The sequence below is a fragment of the Halomonas sp. N3-2A genome, from assembly GCF_002216165.1.
Lineage (GTDB): Bacteria > Pseudomonadota > Gammaproteobacteria > Pseudomonadales > Halomonadaceae > Vreelandella.
Genome location: NZ_CP022286.1, coordinates 4665124 through 4685223 on the forward strand (window position 1 = coordinate 4665124; position 20100 = coordinate 4685223).

Consider the following 20100-nt stretch of genomic DNA (forward strand, 5'->3'; position numbering starts at 1 on the left):
CCATTTCAGGCAGACTCTCTTGCAAACGATATCTGCTCAATTGTGACAAAGGTGGTGTCATGGAAACGCGTCATGAACGTTTAATTATTCTTGGTTCCGGCCCTGCCGGGTATACGGCAGCGGTTTACGCAGCCCGTGCTAACTTAAAACCGCTGCTGATTACCGGCTTGCAGGCAGGTGGCCAATTGACCACCACAACCGATGTCGATAACTGGCCCGGCGACGCACAAGGTGTTCAGGGGCCAGAGTTGATGGAGCGCATGAAGCAGCACGCTGAGCGTTTTAATACGGAAGTGTTGTTCGACCATATCAATGAGGTCAGCTTAGGTGAGAAGCCGTATACCTTAAAAGGGGACAGCGGAATTTACACCTGTGATGCGCTGATTATTGCCACCGGTGCCAGCGCACGCTATCTGGGCTTGCCAACCGAGCAGCAATTTATGGGGCAAGGGGTGTCTGCATGCGCTACCTGCGATGGCTTCTTTTATCGCAATCAAGAAGTGATTGTGGTGGGGGGCGGCAACACCGCTGTTGAGGAAGCGCTGTACCTCTCAAATATCGCCTCTAAGGTTACGTTGGTGCATCGTCGCGATACGCTGCGCGCCGAGAAAATCCTCCAGGACAAGCTATTTGAGAAAGTTGAAGCAGGCAAAATTGCCCTTGAGTGGTTCTACGAAGTGGACGAGGTGTTGGGCGATAACAGCGGTGTGACTGGCGTACGCGTTAAGTCGACCAAAGATGGTTCTACCAAAGAGATTCACGCGCCTGGGTTGTTCATCGCTATCGGTCATAGCCCTAATACGGGGATTTTTGAGGGCCAGTTGGCAATGAATGGCGGCTATATCAAGGTGACATCAGGCCTTGAAGGCAATGCTACCGCTACCAGCGTGCCAGGCGTCTTTGCCTGTGGTGATGTGATGGATCATATTTATCGTCAGGCGATTACCTCTGCAGGCAGTGGTTGCATGGCAGCGCTAGATGCTGAGCGCTATCTGGATGGCATCGCCTAAGTTAGCCGTGGTTAAACGCCTGTCGCGATCAACAATCGGCGGGCGTTTCATCGATGCGCAGGCGACCCAGTCGGCTGAGCACGAGCACTTTTCCTGGAGCGCTTGCCGCACATATATAAAAACGGCCATTGAAGCCGTTTGCGTGGCCAAGCGTGCTATAGCTCACACGCCGCCTGTTACGATTATAAGTGACGGTAGTTGCCTGCTCCTTAGGAAAGACACGAACGACATCGCTGCTGGTTATTTGATTTATCGCGTCCCCCTTGATGACCAGTAGCGCATTACTCCAGTCGCTGGTGCAGGTGTTTCTTTGCTGATTGGTTGGGCAAACCGTGGTCGTTTTACGCTGCGTGATGGCTGTGTTGCGAGCCAGCGAAAAGGCAGACTGCAATCTGTTAATATCGGCGGTAACGGCTGTGCTTCGGCCAAGTGCTTGAAAATTTGGCACTCCCCAGGCGGCTAAGGCTGAAATAAGCAGAAGAGCAATAATAAGTTCGATCAGGGTAAAGCCTTGGATACGCGTGTGTGGAACGCCGTTATTGTTAGCTGGCATGATGGCTCCAGGCGTGTGTTTTTTCTACAGCCTACCTCGCGGTGATCGTTTTTTATGTAAGCCAAAGCGGACAAACGTTGTGAGCAATTTCTTAATTATTGGCGGTGGCGTGATCGGTATGATGACGGCACTGCAGCTAGCAGATGCTGGCCAGCAAGTTACTTTAGTGGAGCGCGGCATTTGCGGGAAGGAGTCTTCTTGGGCAGGTGGCGGCATTGTCTCGCCGCTTTACCCATGGCGGTATGCGCCGCCCATCTCGCAACTTTCGCGCTGGTCAGAGGGCGTGTATCCCACGTTGTCGCTACGCTTGTTGGAAGAAACCGGCATTGATCCTGAATATCGCCAAAAAGGGCTGCTCTATCTCAACGTTGACGATGCGGACACTGCGCTTGGTTGGGCGAGAGGCTTAGCCAAGCCGCTGGAGCGTGTTAGCGCTGAGTTTGTGCGTCAGAAGGAGCCCATGGTGGCAGCAGCGCAGGAGAGTGCGTTGTGGATGCCGACACTTGGCAGTGTACGCAACCCACGTCTGGGGCAGGCGCTGCGCGCTCGGCTGCTGGCAATGCCGAACGTTGTGCTGAATGAAGGCTGTGAGGTAAATAGTTTTATAACGCATGACCAACAGGTGTTGGGCGTTGCGACCGCGCAAGGGGAGCTGCTCGCTGAAAAGGTGGTGGTATGTGGTGGCGCCTGGACAGCCAAGCTGTTAGAAAGCTTAACGATTCGCCTGCCGGTACGCCCCGTAAAAGGCCAAATGATTGCTTATCAAGCGCCGCCAGGATTGGTGCAGCGCGTGGTATTGAAAGATGGTCGCTATATTATCCCGCGCAGTGATGGGTTGCTGTTGGTAGGCTCAACCTTAGAAGAAGCGGGTTTTGATAAAACGACCGATAGTGAAGCGCTGGCGTCACTCAAACAGACCGCTGAAAGCATTGTGCCTGGGTTGTCAGATCACCCGGTTGCTTATCATTGGGCAGGGTTGCGCCCAGGCTCGCCGGACGGCATTCCATTTATTGGGGCGCTGCCAGGGTGGTCCGGTGTTTATGTCAATGCGGGCCACTACCGCAATGGGTTAGTGCTTGCACCTGCGTCTACCCACGTATTGGTTGATCAGCTATTAGGGCGTGAGCCACTTATCGACCCAGCACCCTTTCAGCCGACGGTAGATCGATTAATCACGGATTTGGCATAGCTGATGGCTGACGTTGTCTATCGGTAGCGGTTTTAATCGCGGTTCTGCTTATCTTGTTGCTCTTGCAAAAAACGATCCCGATGAGCGCTTGAGCAAAACCACTGTTCGCTATCGCGTAGGGCTTCTTCTTCCGGAACATGGACATCGCACCAGCGGCAGCGCACCATTTGTCCGCCTTCATGGCGTTCGGGTTCACTCTGTTGGTGGGAAAGTTTGCGCTCTCGGTAGAGACCATAAAGTTTCAGGCCCACATAGAACAGCACGGCAAAAATAATCAGCCGAATGATCAAAAGGTTCATCCTCTATGACTCCCATGGTGGGATGTAATAATAGCTAGAGTAACATGAGCGCCGGCTAACCTTTGCCAGTTGGCAGCCCTTGCGGGACAATGTACGTAGGTGAGCGGCAACGTGTTCTAAAGATTCTCAAGAGATTTTAACGCCCATGCAAGACTTAACGCTGGTAATGGCCCAACTCGACCCTTTAGTGGGAGATATTCCCGGCAATGCTGCACGCGCCATTGAAGCGGTGCGCGAAGCGAGGATCGAGCATGGGGCGGATATTGTTGTCTTCCCAGAGCTTTTCTTGTCCGGTTATCCACCGGAAGATCTGCTACTTCGCCCCTCGATGGAAGCTCGCTTGCGTGAAGCGCGGGCGAAGATGGCAGAAAAAATCGCCCGCGATGTGCTGGTGATTATTGGCTATCCGGGCGTTCGTGAAGGGAAGCGGTATAACCTGGCGGGTGTGCTGTATAACGGCCAATGGGAAGCGGAGTATGCCAAGCAGGCACTGCCGAACTATCAGGTGTTTGATGAGCAGCGCTACTTTACGCCGGGCACCAAACCGCTGGTTTACGAGCACAAAGGCGCCAAGCTAGGGCTGCTGATTTGTGAAGACCTTTGGGAAGGTACACCTGTTAATGCTGCCCGCGAAGCCGGTGCAGAAGTACTGATCAGCTTAAACGCCTCGCCCTATCATCAGGATAAGCCCAGCGAGCGCTTGCGCCTGTTAGAGCAGCGTGCCCAGGATGTAAACCGCCCGATTGTTTATGTGAACACGATCGGTGGGCAGGACGAGCTGGTTTTCGACGGTGGTTCTAGCTGTGTAGACGCCCAAGGCGAACTTAAAGTGCTGGCGCCTTCTTGGCAAGCAGGCTTAATGCCCGTTCAACTGCTGCAAACGAGCGCTGATACGTGGGAACCCCAAGTGGGTGAAATTGAGCCAGAAGTTGAGCCTGAAGAGAGCCTTTACTGTGCGCTGGTGACAGGGCTGCGCGACTACGTCAACAAAAGTGGTTTTAAAGGCGTTGTTCTGGGGCTTTCCGGCGGTATCGATTCCGCACTTTCCTTAGCGATCGCCGTCGATGCGTTGGGTCCTCAGCGTGTACAAGCAGTGATGATGCCTTATCACTATACGGCGGATATCTCGAAGCAGGACGCTGCCGAACAGGCGGACATGCTGGGCGTTCATTATGACGTAATGCCTATCGAGCCGATGGTCGAAGCGTTTATGGGCACGCTAGCAGAAAGTTTCGTGGGCACCGAGCGGGATACTACGGAAGAGAACCTGCAGTCGCGCTGTCGCGGCGTTCTGCTGATGGCGATCTCCAATAAGAAAGGCCTGATGGTGCTTACGACCGGCAATAAAAGCGAAATGGCCGTGGGTTACGCCACGCTTTATGGCGACATGGTGGGTGGCTATAACGCCATCAAAGACGTCTACAAAACCTGGGTGTATCGTTTGGCCCGCTGGCGTAATACCCAGTCGCCTGCTATTCCAGAGCGAGTGATTGAGCGCCCGCCCAGTGCGGAGCTGGCGCCCGACCAGCAAGATAGTGACTCATTGCCTGATTACGACGTGCTAGACGCCATTCTGGTGAGCTACATTGAAGGCGATATGAGTGCTGAGGCAATTATCGCCGCTGGGTTTGATGAGGAAGATGTTTATAAAGTAGTGAAGCTTGTTGATCGCTGTGAATATAAACGCCGCCAAGCCCCGGTCGGAGTACGGGTCACGCCCAGAGGGTTTGGGCGCGACCGGCGCTACCCGATTGTTAATGGCTGGCAGCCTGGCGACTAAGCATCAAAAACGCCCTAAATCGTGCTTCTGCATGATTTAGGGCGGTGTGACAGCTTTCTGATCCTGTGCGGCCATTGGATCGATCGTTATGTTACAGGCTCTTATTTACAAGTGCTTATTCACAGGTGCTTAGGCTTGAAACGGCCATTGCTAAGCTGCTCATGGTTTGGCGCATTTTCACGCAGCACGGTAAGCACTTCGTTGGCGCGATCGTCCATACCAAGCCCTTGGTAGCCTTCTACCATGGTTGCCAGCGCGTCACGCGTTGCGTTGGACTCCGGATAGTTTTCAATCACCCAGCGACCTCGTTCAACGGCGGCCAGGAAGGCGCCGCGACGCAAGTAGTAATCGGCAACGTGCAGTTCATGGCGTGCCAGCAACTCACGTAGATACACAATGCGTTGCTGGGCATCCGGGGCATATTCGCTTTGGGGAAAGCGCTGAATTAATTCGCGGAAGTCGTTGTAAGCATCCCGTGAAGCACCCAAGTCACGCTTAGAAATATCAATCAGGCGCAAGCGTTCAAGGCTAAATCGCCCTGCCTGCCAAGCGGAAAGGCCGCGCAGGTAGTAGGCGTAATCCACTTGAGGGTGATCAGGGTGCAAGCGAATAAAGCGGCTGGCCGCGGCGCGTGCCTCTTCCCAATTGCTGTTTTCGTAGTAAGCGTAAATTAGCTCAAGTTGAGCTTGTTCGGCATGGGGGCCAAATGGGTAGCGGGTATCAAGCGCTTCCAGTCGCTCAATGGCAATTGGGAAACGGTTGCTATCCAGCGCTGTGCGGGCAAGTTCATAGAGCTCGCGTTCTTGCACACCTGAGAATTCATCCTCTTCTTCAGGTGTGGTGTCGTTACTGGCACAGCCTGCCAAAAGGGCAAGGCTTAAGGCTAGAACGCCAAAGCGGTTGGCAGCGGAAAAAGCGCGCATCATCATCCTCGTTGCAAACAAGCCTCAATCACCGAAAAGCGACGATGGCCATAAGTAGAAATGGTAGAATAGGTCGCAGTTCGCCCACTATAAATCACCTAGACGCAAAACGCAGGCTTAGCGACACTCTAATGCCGTTTGAAGAGTTAAAAAGCATTATAGGGTAGCCGCGGTGTTTGCGTCTTAAAGAGGTTGTTCATGTCTCGTATTGTTGAAGCCACGCAGCGAGTACCCGCGACATTAGCTGGCGCGCGTTTAGACCAAGCCGCCGCTGAGTTGTTCAGCGATTATTCCCGCGAGCGTTTGAAAGCGTGGATCAACGCCGGTGAGCTCACCGTCGACGGCGCTAAAGTAAAACCGAAGGCCAAGCTGCACGGCCACGAAATATTAGCGCTAAAAGCGACTATTGAAGACGATACTCGTTTTGAGCCCCAAGATATTCCGCTTGATATCGTTTATGAAGACGACGCGGTGATAGTCATCAACAAGGCCGCTGGCATGGTGGTTCATCCCGCCGCGGGCAACCCTGATGGCACGTTGTTGAATGCGTTGCTCCATCATCATCCTGCACTGGCAGAAGTGCCCCGGGCGGGAATAGTCCATCGCCTGGATAAAGACACCACTGGTCTAATGATGGTGGCAAAAACATTGCCCGCACAAACGACGCTGGTTGAGCAGCTGCAGGCGCGCAGCGTTTCTCGTCAATATGATGCAGTGGTGATTGGCAAGCCCGTGTCGGGTAGCACCATCGACGCGCCCATTGGTCGGCACCCAAAAGACCGCAAGCGCCAAGCGGTCACGGCTTCTGGGAAACCGGCAGTGACTCACTTTCGGGTGGTTGAGCGTTTCCGCGCGCATACCCATGTGCGCTGCCAGTTGGAAACCGGGCGTACCCATCAAATTCGCGTTCATATGGCTCATGCCCGCTACCCACTGATTGGCGATCCGCTTTATAGTGGCCGTGCTAAGCTGCCGCCGGGTGCTGCTGCGCCGTTAAAAGAGATTTTGCGTGAATTTCCGCGTCAGGCGCTGCATGCTCGGAAGCTCAGTTTTGTGCATCCGGTGAGTGGTGAAACGCTTACTTTTCATGCCGACTTGCCCGATGATCTACTGATGCTGTTGGATTACCTGCGCGAAGATAGTGAGACCATGAGATGAGCGATGCGATTGATCTAAAGCCCACGCTACTGTTACCTGACTGGCCAGCCCCCGCAAATGTGCGGGCGTTTGTGACCACTCGGGAAACAGGGCCGAGCCAGGATGATTTTGCCGCTTTCAATCCAGCGAGCCACGTAGGCGATAATGCTGATCATGTCGCGCTATGTCGGCGTTTGTTGCACAAAGAAATCGGCGATGATCGACCGTTGCTGTGGCTTAACCAAACCCATGGCGCACGTGTTCAGCAGGCGTATCAAGACGATACACCGGAAGCAGACGCCTCGGTTGCCAGCAGCAACGACTATGCCTGTGTGGTGTTAACCGCAGACTGCCTGCCGGTGATGTTCTGCAATCGCCAAGGGACTCAGGTAGCCGTTGCCCATGCGGGCTGGCGCGGGCTGGCGGGTGGCGTGTTGGAAGCGACCGTCGCCGCGATGAACTGCGATTCCGACGACATTTTGGTGTGGTTAGGCCCGGCTATTTCGAATGCCCAGTTTGAGGTAGGACCAGAAGTCTATGGTGCCTTTGTTGCGGTACACCCTGAGACCGCTGAAGCGTTTGACCACAGCCCTTATCGTCTTGGTCACTATATGGCGGATCTTTATCGCTTGGCGCGCTTTCGTTTAGAAGCGCTAGGGATCCATCACATCAGTGGCGGCCACTTCTGCACGGCCTGCGAGTCGCGTTTTTACTCCTACCGCCGAGACAATGGCAACACTGGACGCATGGCAAGTGTGATCTGGATCAATTAAGTAGTGTTATTCCTTCGAGCTTGTTATACACAGCTCTTGAAATGTGTGGAACTGACTCCATTAAACTTGTCAAGCTAAACGTTTTTAGCACATTAAAGACAAGTTGTTGGGAAACACCGTGGGTCCAAACGCACGGCACCCCCAGGAGGAACTCCATGCGATTCGATAAATTTACTGCCAAATTACAGGCCGCTATTTCTGAGGCACAATCCCTTGCGGTTGGGCACGGCCATAATCAGCTTGATCCCGCGCACTTATTGCTTGCGTTACTCGATACCAAAGACACTGGCATCAAAGCCCTGGTTGAAAAAGCTGGAGGCAGCAGCTCGCGCCTGCGCGACGGTTTGCAGAAGCAGCTAGATGACTTACCTAAAGTAAGCCAGTTCGACGGTGACGTTCAGCCATCTCGCGACTTCATTAAACTATTCAATTTAACTGACCGGGAAGCGCAGAAACGCGGCGACCAGTTTATTGCCAGTGAATTGGTACTTCTGGCTGCACTGGAAATGAACAGTGCGATTACCAAGCTGATGAAAGAGGCAGGGCTCAACCGGAAAGCCCTGGAAGCCGCAATCAATAGCTTGCGCGGTGGTGCTAAGGTCGACGACCCGAATGCCGAAGACCAGCGCGAAGCGCTTAATAAATACACCATGGATCTAACCCAGCGTGCGTTAGATGGCAAGCTGGATCCGGTGATTGGTCGTGATGATGAAATTCGCCGCACGATTCAGGTGCTGCAGCGTCGTACCAAAAATAACCCGGTACTGATCGGTGAGCCAGGGGTGGGTAAAACCGCCATTGTGGAAGGGCTGGCCCAGCGTATTGTGAACGGTGAAGTGCCTGAAGGCTTGAAAGAGAAGCGCGTCCTTTCCTTGGATATGGGCTCGCTGCTGGCGGGCGCCAAATTCCGTGGCGAGTTTGAAGAGCGTCTGAAAGCGGTGCTTAAAGAGCTTTCCCAGGAAGAAGGCCGGGTCATCCTGTTTATTGATGAGCTGCACACCATGGTGGGTGCGGGTAAGGCTGAAGGTGCGATGGATGCAGGCAACATGCTTAAGCCTGCGCTGGCGCGTGGTGAACTGCACTGCGTAGGCGCGACCACCCTGGATGAGTACCGCAAATACATTGAAAAAGACGCCGCGCTGGAACGTCGCTTCCAGAAGGTGTTGGTCGATGAGCCCTCTGAAGAGGACACGGTAGCTATTCTGCGCGGCTTAAAAGAGCGTTACGAAGTCCACCACGGCGTGGATATTACCGATTCAGCGATCATTGCCGCGGCTAAGCTCTCTACCCGCTATATCACTGATCGGCAGTTGCCCGATAAAGCCATTGACCTGATCGACGAGGCAGCGTCACGTATCCGCATGGAGCTGGACTCTAAGCCTGAAGAGATGGATAGGCTGGATCGTCGGCTAATTCAGCTGAAAATGGAGCGCGAAGCGCTTAAGAAAGAGACCGACGAAGCCACTAAGAAACGCCTTGAGGCGCTGAACAACCAGATCCACGAATTAGAGCGCGAATACGCTGACTTGGATGAAATCTGGAAAGCTGAGAAAGCCAGTATTCAAGGCGCAGCGCAGTTTAAAGCGGAGTTGGAACAGGCGCGCATTGACCTTGAACAGGCGCGTCGCCAGGGCGACCTAGGTCGTATGTCAGAGATTCAGTACGGCAAAATTCCGGCGCTTGAGAAGAAAATCAGCGAAGCGGGTGAAGGCGAAGCTGATATTGCCAGCCACCAGTTGCTGCGCTCAAACGTTACCGAAGAAGAGATTGCCGAGGTGGTTTCTCGCTGGACAGGCATACCTGTCTCCAAAATGTTGGAAGGCGAGCGAGACAAGCTGCTGCGCATGGAAGAAGCGCTGCATGAGCGAGTGATTGGCCAGCATGAAGCGGTAGAGGCAGTGGCTAACGCCGTGCGCCGCTCGCGGGCAGGGTTGTCTGACCCCAATCGACCCAACGGCTCGTTCCTGTTCCTCGGCCCAACCGGGGTGGGTAAAACAGAGCTATGTAAGTCGCTGGCTAACTTCTTGTTCGATACTGAAGAGGCAATGGTGCGTATCGACATGTCGGAGTTTATGGAGAAGCACTCCGTGGCTCGCTTGATTGGTGCGCCCCCAGGCTATGTAGGTTATGAAGAGGGTGGCTACTTAACTGAGGCGGTGCGTCGTAAGCCCTACTCGGTACTGCTACTGGACGAAGTGGAAAAAGCGCATCCGGATGTGTTCAATATCCTGCTGCAAGTGCTGGAGGATGGTCGTTTAACTGATGGGCAAGGTCGCACAGTCGATTTCCGTAATACGGTGATCGTGATGACCTCTAACATGGGCTCGGACATCATCCAGCGCATGGGTGGAGATGATAACGACTACGAAGTCATGAAAAATGCAGTGATGGAAGTGGTGGGTAACCATTTCCGCCCTGAGTTGATTAACCGCATTGATGAGGTGGTGGTGTTCCACGCCCTTGGCCAAGAGCAAATTCAGGCGATTGCCGGTATTCAGTTAGAGCGTTTGAAAGTTCGCTTAGCTGAGCATGACCTGAGCCTGGAAATTAGCGATGACGCTATGGCCCAGCTGGCGGTGGTCGGTTTCGATCCGGTTTATGGCGCAAGGCCGCTGAAGCGGGCGATCCAAAGCCGCATCGAGAACCCATTGGCTCAAGACCTGCTGGCGGGCAAGTACGCCCCTGGCGACACTATTCATATCAGTGCGAGTGAAGGCAAGCTGGTATTTGAGTAATTTACGCGTGGGCAATTAAAACGCCTACGTTCTCAACGCGTCTGCGCAGTGATCCTCAGCAAGCCTGCGCAGTGAACCCCAGCTAGCCTGCGCAATGAAATAGGGCAAAAGCCTCGTTAGCTCTGCTAGCGGGGCTTTTTTAATGGCTAACTGCGACGTTTGTTGCGTTTGTCCTGATCGGAGGTTGACAGGCTGAGGGCGCTAATGGAATCTTGTGTGTTCCTGATTTGCGGGCGCGGAACCAACGGGCAACCCCTAATCCCCGCGCGAAGGGTAGGCGAAAGCCTTTACCCGCCGAAGGACTTCCGGGCTTGGGCTAACCGCCCGACCTGGCCAACGCCCCGACACGGCAAACCGTCGTGTAAGGTAGCTACTGGCGTATTTGATGATATGCCGGTGCTTCCGATGAGAGTGCAGGCCCTAACCGGGCCATATGCCAGGGTTTGGCATCAGGTGCCGGCATGGGCCGGCAGCGGCATACCGCCGCACTCGACACCGCAGGATGTCCTGCGGATCGCACTCGAGACCTCCAGGGGAGAAACACAGTGGAACTGCTTTCCGGCGCAGATATGATCGCCCGCTTCTTGCAGGATGAGGGCGTAGAGTACATTTATGGTTATCCCGGCGGCGCGGCGCTGCACATTTACGATGCGCTGTTCCGCCAGGACAAGGTGAAGCACATTCTCGTGCGTCACGAACAGGCTGCAACTCACGCAGCAGATGGCTATGCCCGTGCGGCGGGTAAGCCAGGCGTGGTGCTTGTCACCTCCGGTCCTGGTGCTACCAATGCGGTTACCGGCATTGCGACTGCCTATATGGATTCGATTCCAATGGTCGTGTTGTGCGGTCAGGTCATGAGCCACCTGATTGGTGACGATGCCTTCCAGGAAACCGATATTGTGGGGGTGACTCGCCCCATCGTGAAGCACAGCTTCTCAATTCGGCATCCGTCTGAGATTCCAGAAGTGCTGAAAAAAGCCTTCTATCTCGCGGCGACTGGTCGCCCGGGTCCGGTCGTGGTCGATATTCCTAAAGATATGACGGCACCGACCGAGCGCTATGAGTACGTCTACCCGAAAAAGGTCAAGATGCGCTCCTATAACCCGGTTACCCGGGGGCATACGGGGCAAATTAAAAAAGCCGTTGAGTTGATGCTGAAAGCCAAACGTCCGGTGTTCTATACCGGCGGTGGCGTGGTAACTGGCAAGGCAAGCGAAGGGTTGACCGATTTGGTCAAACAGCTCGGCTTCCCCATTACCACAACGCTGATGGGCATTGGCGCCTATCCGCAAAGTGATCGGCAGTGCCTGGGCTGGTTAGGGATGCACGGCTCGTATGAGTCCAATATGGCCATGCACCATGCGGATTTGATTATCGCTATTGGCGCGCGTTTTGATGACCGAGTGACCAACAACACGTCGAAGTTCTGCCCCACGGCAAAAATCATTCACGTGGATGTGGACCCAAGTTCGGTATCTAAAACCGTACGCGCAGATGTGCCTATCGTTGGGCCAGCGTCTAGCGTCATTAATGAAATGATCAGCCTGGTTCAGGGGCAGTCAATTTCGCAGCCTGAAGCGCTGACCGAGTGGTGGCAAAAAATTGACGGCTGGCGCGCCGAGCGTGAAGGCAAGCTATATGAGCCTTCTAAGCCAGGCGAAGTGTTGAAGCCACAGGAAGTTATCGAAGCGCTATGCCGTGTTACTCGCGGTGAAGCCTACGTGACGACGGATGTTGGCCAGCACCAGATGTTTGCTGCTCAGTACTACAAGTTTGATAAGCCTAACCGTCTGATCACTTCGGGTGGTTTAGGCACCATGGGTTTTGGCTTCCCGGCCGCCATGGGTATCAAACAGAACTTCCCTGATGACGACGTTGTGTGTGTCACAGGGGAAGGCAGCTTCCAGATGATGATGCAGGAGCTTTCTACCTGTAAGCAGTACGGCGTGGGCGTCAAAATTGTAAACCTCAACAATGCATCGCTTGGCATGGTGCGGCAGTGGCAGGATTTGAACTACAAGTCCCGTCATGCGCACTCCTATATGGAGTCGCTGCCAGACTTCCACATGCTAATTGAGGCTTACGGATTTACCGCAATCACCGTGAATACCCTTGATGAGTTGGAACCGGCGCTAGAGCGCGCCTTTGCCGACAAGCATGAGCTGGTGTTCCTGGATGTGAAGGTTGATCCCTTTGAGCACGTCTATCCGATGCAGGTGCCGCTAGGTGCCATGCGTGACATGCTGCTGTCTAAAACGGAGCGTACCTGATGCGTCATATCATCTCGATTCTGATGGAAAACGAACCGGGTGCGCTGTCACGTGTGGTCGGGCTGTTCTCCCAGCGTAACTTCAACATTGAAACGCTGAACGTTGCACCGACCGAAGACCCGTCGCTGTCACGCCTGACGGTGACCACCGTGGGTGATGACCGGGTGATTGAGCAAATCACCAAGCATCTTAATAAGCTGATTGATGTGGTGAAGCTGGTCGACCTGACGGAAGGTAACCACATTGAGCGTGAGCTGATGTTGGTGAAAGTAAAAGCGTTAGGCGCTGCCCGCGATGAAGTGAAGCGTACGGTGGATATTTTCCGGGCGCAGATCGTCGACGTAACGCCAAGCCTTTATACCGTTCAGATTACCGGTGACGCCGCTAAGTTGGATGCTTTTCTACAGGCCATGGCGCCGGTAGGCATTCTTGAAGTGGCGCGTACCGGGGTGTCCGGTATCGCTCGCGGCGATAAAGTTCTATCGTTGTAAACGCAACATGCTAGCTGAATCTGTCGTTGGCAAAGCCGTCCTTATCAGGGCGGCTTTTTTTGTATCCTTTAAGCACACGTTAACCTGGTGTCACAGTCGCCCAAAACGCGTCAATCATCGGATTTTTGAGGCGTCGGTTAAGCACGCAAACTCCGACATCGTAGTGGGGTAGCTCGGGTTTTACGTTGAGTACTTGCACACGTTCGGACAGCGGGCTGTTATCTAGCACGATTTTGGGTACCACTCCCACGCCAAATCCCAGCCCCACCATACTTACAATTGCTTCGTGCCCAGCGACTTGGGCATAAATGCGTGGCGTAATGCCCATCGCTTTAAACCACGTGTTGGCGTACTCCCTTGAAAGCCCTGCCTCTGAAAGAATCATCGGGACATCACGCCACTGCTCGGCTGTTGAGCTTTCTGGCTGACTGGGCAGCCAGTCATGGGATTCTGTAGGTGCAATAAACAGCAGCGGTGAGCGGGTAAGCGATTTAAAGGCCAGGGCGCTGGGTGGAATCCGCGGGCGGGGGGTAATGGCCATATCGTCTGCGCCTTCCAGTACCCGTGACATGGCATCAGCGGGGTCGCCGGTATGCAGCTTTAATTCGATACCAGGGTGCCGAGTACGCACATCACTCAGTAGTTCGTAGAGAAAGCTATAGCTTGCGGTTACCGAACAGTAAATGCTTATTTCGCCACTCAGCTGTGCCACCGTGGCGGCCAGTGTTCGCTTCTGCATTTCCCACTGTTCTAAGGTCTCTTTTGCATAGCGCTGAAACGCTAAGCCTTGAGGGGTTAGCGTGACATGGCGATTGTCGCGCTCAAACAGTTGCGTGCCTAGCTCGCCTTCAACCTGCTGAATTGAGCGGCTTAAGGTGGATGGGCTGATATGACAAAGCTCGCTGGCGCGGCCAAAGTGCAGCGTCTCGGCCAGCGTTACCACATGCTTTAATAAGCGAAAATCCATAGGAAGCCCACTGTTAAGATCGATGTTTCATAATTAGAAATAGTATGTTGCAAATATAGCGTTTTACGCAATGGTGGCGGTGGCGTAGAGTGATCTCAACGCCAAAGCCCAGTGCTGCAAAAGACGGCACGGGTGGCCATCAACGCTGATACGACATATATAAATTATTCCTATATAACGATCATTTTTTGATCAAATTCGATTTTTGGAGTCTCGCTATGCACGTTTATTACGATAAAGATTGTGATCTGTCCCTCATTCAAGCCAAGAAAGTCACTATTGTTGGTTATGGTTCGCAAGGCCATGCCCATGCGAATAACTTGAAAGAGTCTGGCGTTGACGTCACGGTTGCTCTGCGCAAAGGTTCTTCCTCTGCCGCCAAAGCAGAAGCCGCAGGCCTGAAAGTGGCAAGCGTTCCAGAAGCGTGCAAAACCGCAGACGTTGTCATGATTCTGGCGCCGGATGAGAATCAAAAAGCGATCTACGAGCAAGAAGTAGAGCCGAACTTGAAAGAAGGCGCGACCTTGGCCTTCGCTCATGGCTTTAACATCCACTACAACCAAATCGAGCCGCGCAAAGATCTAGATGTCATCATGATCGCGCCGAAAGCGCCAGGTCACACGGTTCGTTCTGAGTTTGTTAAAGGTGGCGGCATTCCTGACTTGATCGCTATCCACCAGGATGCGTCTGGTAATGCCAAAGAATTGGCGCTTTCTTACGCGGCAGGCGTTGGTGGTGGCCGTAGCGGTATCATCGAAACTACTTTCAAAGATGAGACTGAAACGGATCTGTTTGGCGAGCAAGCAGTTCTGTGTGGCGGCGCAGTTGAGCTGGTTAAAGCTGGCTTTGAAACGCTGACTGAAGCAGGCTATGCACCAGAAATGGCTTACTTCGAGTGTCTGCATGAGCTTAAGCTGATTGTTGACCTGATGTACGAAGGCGGCATCGCCAACATGAACTACTCCATCTCCAACAATGCGGAGTACGGTGAGTACGTTACTGGCCCTGAAGTGATTAACGATGAGTCTCGTGCCGCAATGCGCAATGCACTCAAGCGTATCCAAACGGGTGAGTATGCCAAAATGTTCATTCAGGAAGGCAACACTAACTACCCGTCGATGACGGCACGTCGTCGCTTGAATGCTGAACACGAAATTGAGCAAGTAGGCGCTAAGCTACGTGGCATGATGCCGTGGATTGCTGCCAACCAGTTGGTTGATAAATCGAAAAACTAAGCGGTTAGCGTGTTAGTACGCTAGTTTAAGTCTCGGGGCGCACATTGTTGCGCCCCGAGTCGTTTGGCGTCGCATGCTGCAATTGACTGGCTGAGTTAGCGTCACCGTGTAGAATGAAAAGGGATCACTGTTCTTGTGACTTCACTTCAAACGGATGATATTTATGACCCAGGATGCTCGCGATCAAGAGCGTAAACAGGCCTCGCAGTCAGTGCCTCAAGAAGGCCAGAAAACAGAAGCTAGTGGTACTGGAGAGCAAGAAGACGCTAGTCACGAAAAGGTAAGCAATGGCAGCGTAAGTTATGACAACGTAAGTAATGAAGATCTTGCTAGCGTTTTTTTGCGCGAAACCGAAGTGGTTGAAGAAGCGGTTGAAGACGGTAAGAAAATTCGCCGAAAAGGCATTTACTTATTACCTAACTTGTTTACTACGTCTGCGCTGTTTTCAGGCTTCTTCGCGGTGGTCGCTGGCATTAACGGAGAATTTACTTCGGCAGCAGTGGCAATTTTTATCGCCATGGTGCTTGATGGGCTTGATGGCCGTGTTGCCCGTATGACCAATACTCAAAGCGAGTTTGGCGCCGAGTACGATAGCCTTTCTGACATGATCTCGTTCGGTATGGCGCCTGCATTGGTGGCCTTTACCTGGATTTTGCAAGATATCGGTAAGACTGGCTGGGTGGTGGCATTTCTTTATGTGGCTTGTGCTGCACTGCGCCTGGCGCGCTTTAACGTGCAGATTGGTAGTGTTGATAAGAAATGGTTTATCGGCTTGCCAAGCCCATCCGCTGCCGCTTTAGTGGCTGCAAGTGTGTGGACCTTCCATAGTTTTGATGCGGATGCGGTAGGTTTTAAGCTGCTAATGCTGTTTGTTGTAGGGGCTGCGGGTGTGCTCATGGTTAGCAATATTCGTTATTACAGCTTTAAAGACCTCGATTTCAAAAAGCCTGTACCTTTTGTTGTGCTTCTAGCGGTAGTGCTAGGGTTCGTAATGATCTCAGTGGAACCATCTGTAATGCTGCTACTGCTTTTTGGTGCTTATGTGTGCTCAGGCCCGGTATTGGCCGTTATGCGCAAGGCCAAGCCTAAAAGCTAAAGTTTATTCACATTTTCCCAAAAAACCACTTGCCAAGACGGCAGCGAATCCGTAAAGTACGCATCCGCTGCCGGGGACGCACAGCGTTACCAGCGGTGATTGAAGGTGAAAACCTTCGGTTTGTCAGAGAGTTAGAAGAACTCAGCAGCAATATGCTTCGATGTCTTCCAAGGCTTTTTGAAACGAGCCACGCCAGAAAGCAACGTTATCTCGCTTTCTTCGTTCACTCGCTTCACTCACTCAAAACAGTGATTGACAAACACCAGGAAGTGCGTAGAATACGCCTTCCTCGCTGAGGCAAGCCAGTTCATCGGTTAGCCAGTTGCTTCTTCGGAAGTTCAGCAGCGAAAACAGCTCTTTAACAATTTGATCAGGTAATTCATGTGGGCGCTTGCCGATGAGGGTGATAAATCACCAAATATCAAGGCAAGCGGTCATGAAAACGAAAGTTTGAATGAATTCGTTTGAACCTTGAGCCAAGTTTGATGCGCTTTTGTTACCTTTGGGTGACGAGTAAGCATCACAATGATTTTAAACTGAAGAGTTTGATCATGGCTCAGATTGAACGCTGGCGGCAGGCCTAACACATGCAAGTCGAGCGGTAACAGGGGTAGCTTGCTACCCGCTGACGCGACCAGACCCCTTGGGTGTTATAGGGTCAAGCCTCACGGGCCATTAGTACACGTTAGCTCAACGCCTTGCAGCGCTTCCACACCGTGCCTATCAACCAGCTGGTCTCGCTGGGCCCTTCAGGAGGCTCTAGGCCTCAGGGATGTCTCATCTTGAAGGGGGCTTCCCGCTTAGATGCTTTCAGCGGTTATCCCGTCCGCACATAGCTACCCGGCAATGCCACTGGCGTGACAACCGGAACACCAGAGGTGCGTCCACTCCGGTCCTCTCGTACTAGGAGCAGCCCTTCTCAAACATCCAACGCCCACGGCAGATAGGGACCGAACTGTCTCACGACGTTCTAAACCCAGCTCGCGTACCACTTTAAATGGCGAACAGCCATACCCTTGGGACCGACTTCAGCCCCAGGATGTGATGAGCCGACATCGAGGTGCCAAACACCGCCGTCGATGTGAACTCTTGGGCGGTATCAGCCTGTTATCCCCGGAGTACCTTTTATCCGTTGAGCGATGGCCCTTCCATACAGAACCACCGGATCACTAGAACCTGCTTTCGCACCTGCTCGACGTGTCTGTCTCGCAGTCAAGCACCCTTATGCTCTTGCACTCACTGCACGATGTCCGACCGTGCTGAGGGTACCTTCGTGCTCCTCCGTTACTCTTTGGGAGGAGACCGCCCCAGTCAAACTACCCACCACACACTGTCCTCGATCCGGATAACGGACCTGAGTGAGAACGCCAATGATGCCAGGCTGGTATTTCAAGGTTGGCTCCCCTCGAACTGGCGTCCGAGATTCAAAGCCTCCCAGCTATCCTACACAGGCAACATCAGCGTCCAGTGTGAAGCTATAGTAAAGGTTCACGGGGTCTTTCCGTCTAGCCGCGGGTACACCGCATCTTCACGGCGATTTCAATTTCACTGAGTCTCGGGTGGAGACAGCGTGGCCATCATTACGCCATTCGTGCAGGTCGGAACTTACCCGACAAGGAATTTCGCTACCTTAGGACCGTTATAGTTACGGCCGCCGTTTACCGGGGCTTCAATCAAGAGCTTCGGACGAATCCTAACACCATCATTTAACCTTCCGGCACCGGGCAGGCGTCACACCCTATACGTCCGCTTGCGCGTTAGCAGAGTGCTGTGTTTTTACTAAACAGTTGCAGCCACCTGGTATCTTCGACCGGTTCGGGCTTAGAGAGCAAGTCTCGTCACCCTACGCCGGCGTGCCTTCTCCCGAAGTTACGGCACCATTTTGCCTAGTTCCTTCACCCGAGTTCTCTCAAGCGCCTTGGGATTCTCACCCTGACCACCTGTGTCGGTTTGGGGTACGGTCGCACATGATCTGAAGCTTAGAGGCTTTTCCTGGAAGCGTGGCATCAATGACTTCCTGACCGTAGTCAGTTCGTTTCGTGTCTCGGCCTTAAAGGGTCCCGGATTTACCTAAGACCCAAGCCTACTCACTTTCACCAGGACAACCAACGCCTGGCTCACCTAGCCTTCTCCGTCCCCCCATCGCAATCATGTCCGGTACAGGAATATTGACCTGTTTCCCATCGACTACGCCTTTCGGCCTCGCCTTAGGGGCCGACTCACTCTGCTCCGATTAGCGTCGAACAGAAACCCTTGGTCTTCCGGCGAGGGAGTTTTTCACTCCCTTTATCGTTACTCATGTCAGCATTCGCACTCGTGATACCTCCAGCGAACTTCTCAATTCACCTTCATCGGCTTACACGACGCTCCTCTACCGCTCACACATAGTGTGAACCCGTAGCTTCGGTACCTGGTTTAGCCCCGTTACATCTTCCGCGCAGGCCGACTCGACTAGTGAGCTATTACGCTTTCTTTAAAGGATGGCTGCTTCTAAGCCAACCTCCTAGCTGTCTGAGCCTTCCCACATCGTTTCCCACTTAACCAGGATTTCGGGACCTTAGCTGACGGTCTGGGTTGTTTCCCTTTTCACGACGGACGTTAGCACCCGCCGTGTGTCTCCCACGCTTGCACTCACCGGTATTCGGAGTTTGCCTCGGGTTGGTAAGTCGGGATGACCCCCTAGCCGAAACAGTGCTCTACCCCCGGCGGTGATACGTGAGGCGCTACCTAAATAGCTTTCGAGGAGAACCAGCTATCTCCGAGCTTGATTAGCCTTTCACTCCGATCCACAAGTCATCCAAATCTTTTTCAACAGATCCTGGTTCGGGCCTCCAGTTGATGTTACTCAACCTTCACCCTGCTCATGGATAGATCGCTCGGTTTCGGGTCTATATCCAGCGACTGTGTCGCCCAGTTAAGACTCGGTTTCCCTACGGCTCCCCTAAACGGTTAACCTCGCCACTGAATATAAGTCGCTGACCCATTATACAAAAGGTACGCAGTCACAGAACAAGTCTGCTCCTACTGCTTGTACGCACACGGTTTCAGGATCTATTTCACTCCCCTCTCCGGGGTTCTTTTCGCCTTTCCCTCACGGTACTGGTTCACTATCGGTCAGCCAGGAGTATTTAGCCTTGGAGGATGGTCCCCCCGTCTTCAGTCAAGGTTTCTCGTGCCCCGACCTACTCGATTTCACATGATCAGATTTTCGACTACGGGGCTATCACCCACTATGGCCGCGCTTCCCAGCGCATTCGCCTAATCAGTCACATGCTTAAGGGCTGGTCCCCGTTCGCTCGCCGCTACTAGGGGAATCTCGGTTGATTTCTTTTCCTCAGGGTACTTAGATGTTTCAGTTCCCCTGGTTCGCCTCTTACGCCTATATATTCAGCGCAAGATACTCATCTTATGATGAGTGGGTTTCCCCATTCAGAAATGCCCGGGTCACAGGTTGTTTGCCACCTCGCCGAGCCTTATCGCAGGCTTCCACGTCTTTCATCGCCTCTGGCTGCCTAGGCATCCACCGTGTGCGCTTCATTGCTTGACCCTATAACCCGAAGGAGTCTGGTATCTCGCAATGATAACGATTGCCGGATACGCTTGAGACGTATCACAAAACAATTACGTATAAACGTTTTAAAA

Annotated in this window: 14 protein-coding genes and 1 rRNA gene; 10 read left to right on the plus strand and 5 right to left on the minus strand. The window is 53.2% G+C overall.

Features of this window, described 5'->3' with window-relative positions; translation table 11 throughout:
• Positions 1-59 precede the first annotated feature (59 nt).
• Complete coding sequence (trxB, locus tag CEK60_RS21520; protein ID WP_089040758.1) at positions 60-1010, plus strand: thioredoxin-disulfide reductase; 951 nt, start codon at positions 60-62, stop codon at positions 1008-1010.
• Positions 1011-1038: 28 nt separating this feature from the next.
• Here the strand turns inward: trxB and CEK60_RS21525 are convergent, their stop codons facing one another.
• A complete protein-coding gene (locus tag CEK60_RS21525; protein ID WP_089040759.1) occupies positions 1039-1563 on the minus strand; it encodes a GspH/FimT family protein in 525 nt (174 codons plus the stop codon).
• 79 nt (positions 1564-1642) lie between these two features.
• Here CEK60_RS21525 and thiO point away from each other — a divergent pair, with 79 nt between their 5' ends.
• Complete coding sequence (gene thiO, locus CEK60_RS21530; protein ID WP_089041017.1) at positions 1643-2752, plus strand: glycine oxidase ThiO; 1110 nt, start codon at positions 1643-1645, stop codon at positions 2750-2752.
• Between the two features lie 32 nt (positions 2753-2784).
• Here thiO and CEK60_RS21535 read toward each other — a convergent pair whose 3' ends face one another.
• Entirely contained in the window at positions 2785-3051 is a 267-nt protein-coding gene (locus CEK60_RS21535; RefSeq protein WP_038478351.1) for a PP0621 family protein, read from the minus strand.
• Positions 3052-3196: 145 nt separating this feature from the next.
• On the opposite strand from CEK60_RS21535, the gene CEK60_RS21540 reads away from it, so the two are divergent.
• Complete coding sequence (locus CEK60_RS21540; protein WP_089040760.1) at positions 3197-4831, plus strand: NAD+ synthase; 1635 nt, start codon at positions 3197-3199, stop codon at positions 4829-4831.
• A 119-nt stretch (positions 4832-4950) separates the two neighbouring features.
• Here CEK60_RS21540 and CEK60_RS21545 read toward each other — a convergent pair whose 3' ends face one another.
• On the minus strand, positions 4951-5754 hold the full coding sequence (locus CEK60_RS21545) for an outer membrane protein assembly factor BamD (RefSeq protein WP_089040761.1): 804 nt from the start codon (positions 5752-5754) through the stop codon (positions 4951-4953).
• 198 nt (positions 5755-5952) lie between these two features.
• On the opposite strand from CEK60_RS21545, the gene rluD reads away from it, so the two are divergent.
• From rluD to ilvN, 5 genes are all read left to right on the plus strand, one after another.
• Entirely contained in the window at positions 5953-6912 is a 960-nt protein-coding gene (gene rluD / locus CEK60_RS21550) for a 23S rRNA pseudouridine(1911/1915/1917) synthase RluD (protein ID WP_089040762.1), read from the plus strand.
• Positions 6909-7664 (plus strand): peptidoglycan editing factor PgeF, encoded by a 756-nt coding sequence (gene pgeF, locus CEK60_RS21555; protein WP_089040763.1) that lies wholly within the window; start codon positions 6909-6911, stop codon positions 7662-7664. Before rluD ends, pgeF begins: the two co-directional genes overlap by 4 nt.
• A gap of 155 nt (positions 7665-7819) precedes the next feature.
• Complete coding sequence (gene clpB, locus CEK60_RS21560; RefSeq protein ID WP_089040764.1) at positions 7820-10399, plus strand: ATP-dependent chaperone ClpB; 2580 nt, start codon at positions 7820-7822, stop codon at positions 10397-10399.
• A gap of 545 nt (positions 10400-10944) precedes the next feature.
• Entirely contained in the window at positions 10945-12669 is a 1725-nt protein-coding gene (locus tag CEK60_RS21565) for an acetolactate synthase 3 large subunit (protein WP_089040765.1), read from the plus strand.
• The gene (gene ilvN / locus CEK60_RS21570; protein ID WP_027336791.1) at positions 12669-13160 is read left to right on the plus strand and encodes an acetolactate synthase small subunit; all 492 of its coding nucleotides are present in this window, start codon (positions 12669-12671) and stop codon (positions 13158-13160) included. Before CEK60_RS21565 ends, ilvN begins: the two co-directional genes overlap by 1 nt.
• Positions 13161-13239: 79 nt before the next feature.
• Here the strand turns inward: ilvN and ilvY are convergent, their stop codons facing one another.
• Positions 13240-14127: an HTH-type transcriptional activator IlvY gene (ilvY, locus tag CEK60_RS21575; protein WP_089040766.1), complete on the minus strand. Its 888-nt coding sequence runs from the start codon at positions 14125-14127 to the stop codon at positions 13240-13242.
• A 218-nt stretch (positions 14128-14345) separates the two neighbouring features.
• On the opposite strand from ilvY, the gene ilvC reads away from it, so the two are divergent.
• Positions 14346-15362: a ketol-acid reductoisomerase gene (gene ilvC, locus CEK60_RS21580; protein ID WP_016916053.1), complete on the plus strand. Its 1017-nt coding sequence runs from the start codon at positions 14346-14348 to the stop codon at positions 15360-15362.
• A 163-nt stretch (positions 15363-15525) separates the two neighbouring features.
• Positions 15526-16458 carry a CDP-diacylglycerol--serine O-phosphatidyltransferase gene (pssA, locus tag CEK60_RS21585; protein ID WP_089040767.1) on the plus strand — a complete coding sequence of 311 codons (933 nt, stop codon included), beginning with the start codon at positions 15526-15528 and terminating at the stop codon, positions 16456-16458.
• A 654-nt stretch (positions 16459-17112) separates the two neighbouring features.
• On the opposite strand, the gene CEK60_RS21590 is transcribed toward pssA, so the two are convergent.
• Positions 17113-20005: ribosomal RNA gene (locus CEK60_RS21590) — 23S ribosomal RNA — on the minus strand.
• Positions 20006-20100: the final 95 nt, after the last annotated feature.